Origin of the sequence: Mesorhizobium sp. M7A.T.Ca.US.000.02.2.1, from assembly GCF_003996995.1 — a bacterium.
Classification (GTDB): domain Bacteria; phylum Pseudomonadota; class Alphaproteobacteria; order Rhizobiales; family Rhizobiaceae; genus Mesorhizobium.
In genome coordinates, this window is sequence record NZ_RZTT01000519.1 from 1 (window position 1) to 3656 (window position 3656).

At 60.7% G+C, this 3656-nt stretch carries 6 protein-coding genes, 1 tRNA gene and 1 pseudogene; 3 read left to right on the plus strand and 5 right to left on the minus strand.

Going from position 1 to position 3656, the window contains the following annotated elements:
• Positions 1–467 (plus strand): YcbK family protein (locus EOD15_RS30670; protein WP_127409138.1); only part of this gene is annotated, 467 nt, incomplete at its 5' end.
• Between the two features lie 440 nt (positions 468–907).
• Positions 908–982 (plus strand) — tRNA-Glu (locus EOD15_RS30675).
• A 377-nt stretch (positions 983–1359) separates the two neighbouring features.
• Here EOD15_RS30675 and EOD15_RS30680 read toward each other — a convergent pair.
• A complete protein-coding gene (locus tag EOD15_RS30680; RefSeq protein ID WP_127327465.1) occupies positions 1360–1662 on the minus strand; it encodes a DUF1330 domain-containing protein in 303 nt (100 codons plus the stop codon).
• Positions 1663–1776: 114 nt separating this feature from the next.
• Positions 1777–1998 (minus strand): hypothetical protein, encoded by a 222-nt coding sequence (locus EOD15_RS30685; RefSeq protein WP_185929122.1) that lies wholly within the window; start codon positions 1996–1998, stop codon positions 1777–1779.
• Between the two features lie 186 nt (positions 1999–2184).
• Here EOD15_RS30685 and EOD15_RS30690 point away from each other — a divergent pair, with 186 nt between their 5' ends.
• Positions 2185–2376, plus strand: a complete 192-nt coding sequence (locus EOD15_RS30690) for a hypothetical protein (protein ID WP_164762344.1) — start codon at positions 2185–2187, stop codon at positions 2374–2376.
• A gap of 36 nt (positions 2377–2412) precedes the next feature.
• On the opposite strand, the gene EOD15_RS30695 is transcribed toward EOD15_RS30690, so the two are convergent.
• The 3 genes and pseudogenes from EOD15_RS30695 to EOD15_RS30705 all read right to left on the minus strand — a co-directional run.
• Positions 2413–2820 (minus strand): TadE/TadG family type IV pilus assembly protein, encoded by a 408-nt coding sequence (locus EOD15_RS30695; protein WP_127270088.1) that lies wholly within the window; start codon positions 2818–2820, stop codon positions 2413–2415.
• Positions 2810–3235, minus strand: a complete 426-nt coding sequence (locus EOD15_RS30700; RefSeq protein ID WP_127270090.1) for a TadE/TadG family type IV pilus assembly protein — start codon at positions 3233–3235, stop codon at positions 2810–2812. Before EOD15_RS30700 ends, EOD15_RS30695 begins: the two co-directional genes overlap by 11 nt.
• A gap of 19 nt (positions 3236–3254) precedes the next feature.
• A pseudogene (locus EOD15_RS30705) lies at positions 3255–3656 on the minus strand (hypothetical protein); the annotation flags it as partial.

The window sequence follows — 3656 nt, forward strand, 5'->3', positions numbered from 1 at the left end:
AGTCCGGCCTCGACGACGAAAGCGACGTCGACCTCAACGAGGATGAGGGGCCAATCGGCGGCTCCTATCAGGTTGCGTCAGCCGCCGGCATGGCCCGGTTGGCGCCCAACGGGCTGCTCAAGCAGAACGAAAGCGTCGATGTGGCCTGCCTGAAGCCGTCGCTGGTGCGCGTGCTGAAGACGATCGAAGGCCACTACGGCCGCAAGATGACGGTGACGTCAGGCTATCGCGACCCGGCCCGCAACCGGCGCGCCAACGGGGCCAAGAATTCGCTGCACATGTATTGCGCCGCCGCCGATATCCAGGTTCCCGGCGTTTCGAAATGGGAACTGGCGAGCTACATCAGAAGCATGCCCGGCCGCGGTGGCGTCGGCACCTACTGCCACACAGAATCGGTTCACGTCGACGTCGGCCCCGAACGCGACTGGAACTGGCGCTGCCGCCGGCGCAGCGGCGGTGATGGCTAGTCTAGCAGACGGTCTTAGGCCTATTAGCAGCCAAGATCGTACCGGTGACCATTCTAAGCATTCGGGATTAGCCGAAGTCTCCCACAAACTTCGTCATCCTAGGGCGAAGCAGGAGCGAAGCTCCCGTCGCGAGACCCTCGGATCCATGCCGCGACGGCTGTCGAGGAATGCGACGGAGCAGAATTCTGCACCGTGGTGATGCGTTTGAGTCGCGGCATGGATCCCTTGGGCTGCGGAGCAGCTCCAGGGGTCTGCGCCGCGTCGCTGCGCTCCTTGCTTCGCCCGAGGATGACTAAACGATGGGTGTCGCCGCTAATTATCAAAGCCCGCCAACCCTCGGGAAATCGTTGATTTGGCTGGCCCGGAAAAAAGTTGTCCAAGGTGGCACCTGACGGGTTGCCGGTTGCGCACAACGCCAGTATAAGCCGCTTCGTCTGAGCGCGCCCATCGTCTAGCGGTTAGGACACCGCCCTTTCACGGCGGTAACAGGGGTTCGATTCCCCTTGGGCGTACCAGAAGAATAATGCGTTTAGCGCAAACCTCCCTCCCAATGTGGCCAATTTCGCCTGGCTCTCTGCCGCGGTCGTCAACTGACGCGCAGTCTTCCGCGATCACACCATAGGCTAACGCGGCCACACAGGTCATAATCCTGCTACAAAGTGGTCGATTCCTCAGGGATGTAGCCGCTCCAAGAGCCCGCCGCAGGTCGCCCCCGTGGCGGGCTTTTCATTGCACGGTCGAGTTGGGTTCTCGGGCACCGCACAATGAGAAAGCCCCGCAGTGGTAAGCCCGCATTTATTGCCTGGTTTCCCGGCTTTAAACAGCTGACTTCGCGGTGTACGGATTCGGGCAAACAAGCCGGATACTACCTGATGAAGGCGAGCCACCACGGTCAAAGAGTGGGTGTTGCAACCCCCTCGAGCGCAATGATCCTGGTGTTGGCGCAACGCTTCCGGATTTCAATAAGGCGGGCGTATTCCGGCGAATTGTACCAGCCCATCAACGACGTCATGTCGGGGAATTCGATAATAACCAAACGGTGTGGCTCCCAATCGCCCTCCAAGACCTTGGTCGCACCGCCACGACCTAGATATCTCCCACCATAACGCTCCTCGGTGGCTGGCACATCCCGCCGGTATTCCTCGAACGCGGCAGCGTCCTTTACGTCTACATCCGCGATCAGATAGGCGGCCATTTGCGCTTCCTCCTTCTCGACGGCGCCCGACCGTTACGCTCCGGTCGCGGGGGCGACGCCCGCCGGTCAAGACGCCCCTCTTCAGCGCTTCAACCGGCATCCGCCAACGCGAAGTCAAAAGCCGGTTACAATCCACGGATTGGCGTCGTATCCGAGGCGCGGCTCTGCCTTTGCGCCGCTATCTTCCGATTTGGCGGTTCCCGTGAAACCACAGTCCAGATTTGGAGCGGGCTTCTTGGCTGACGGGTTGGTGGAACACAAGGCGGCGGCGTCACTGACCGCCGCCTTCTTTTCCTTGGCAACAGCGACACCAGCCGCAGCGAAAACGACAGCCACGCAAAATACAGCCACTCTCATTGGAACCCCCATATTGCACCCGACAGATGGTCGGACATGACCTAGCGTCACCTTAATATTAGCACTACGAAATATATTATCTAGCCCCGTGCCATCAAAAGCAGGCTGAGTGCCAAGCTTGCATCGTGACCGCCAAAACCGGTGCCGATCTGGACACCAGCCGGCATGAGTCGCATTCTGCTCGTGGAGAAGGACGTGGATCGACAAAACACAGGGGCTGATCAGGCCAAACGCTGGCGGGACCAGGCCCTGCGCAGTCGCCGGAGGCGTCTGTCACACAACATTGTGTCGTGGGCGCTGATCCTCATGGCGATAACCATTCTCGGCGGTCTGATCGCGCTCAAGGCGTACAAGTAAGCAGAGCCCCAGCGCGCGAGGCTATCAGGCCACAGCCTAGCCGCTGCCAAGCAGCGGCACCGTAACGGTTGTCGCGTAGTTGATCGGGAAGGAACTGAAGTAGGGGAAGTCGATGACGAAGGCATAGGCCGCGGTCAGATGCGCCATGCGGAAGCCGCCGCTCACGGGGTCGATGGCGATGGTGACGTTCACGTCCTTAAACCCCAAGGCTTGCAATTTCTGCGTGGCGATCGATTGAATGTCGGCCTGGGTCAGCGTGTTCTTAAGCTGCAGCGAGCGCGCTGACGTCTCCAGCGTATAGCGAACACTGGAGACCGAGTGCATCGACCAGCCAAAGGCGAAGATCCCGAACAGCAGCATGACGAGGAAGGGCGCGATCAGCGCGAACTCCAGCCCGGCCCCGCCCGATCGATCCCGCCGGAACGCGCTTACCCTAGCGGACACGGATCGTCTCCTGGTGACCGATTACAGTGGAAGTGGCAAATGGGCCGAAGGCAATTGGCGGCACCCAGGTGCCCGATGCCTGTATCTGGACATAGACCGCCGGCACCTTCGGCCCACTGCACATGGTGGACGCGTCGACCACCGTCGCCCCGCACATACGGATGCGGCTTAGCGTGACCTGGCCGTCTTCCGGCCGATTTTCCCAACTCGCAATGGCAAGGGCCTGGGTCGCCGCATCATCGGTCGATCCGCTCATGACCAGGTTCGCGGCGGTCTTCACACCGGCGCGCATCGACAGTGAACTCGTTACGTAGGACCAGCCGTCCAGAATACCAAGCAGCACCAGGCACAGAATCGGCAGCACCATCGCGAACTCGACCGCCGCAACGCCCGAATCATCGCCAAGGATCGGCATCGATCGGCGCTCCACGAAGCTACTCGACCAGCGCCACGGACGGCGCGGCCGGAATGTCGTCTATTCCGAGGCTTGAGCAATCCTGATTGATGGTTGAGTTGCCGGACCATTGGATCGTATCGGCGACGACCCGGGTGCAGCCGCCTTTGCCCGAGAAGTTGCCAAGATAGTTCACTTGCTGCTTGGGGAAGTAGATGGCTCCGGTCAAAAGCGAGTCCGCTGTGCCGTTGAATGTGCTGGATGCGCTGTTACCGGTCCTGTCGCCGTAGAACAGAACGCCTGAATAGCTGCCCGAAGTCGGCGCGCTAAGCTGCACGGAGGCATTGCCATTCATGCTGACCGTCGAACTGCCCGACATGAAGATGGTCACCCCGCTGCCGGTGATGGCAGCGTTGGCGTTTATCTTGAAGCTGCCCTGGAC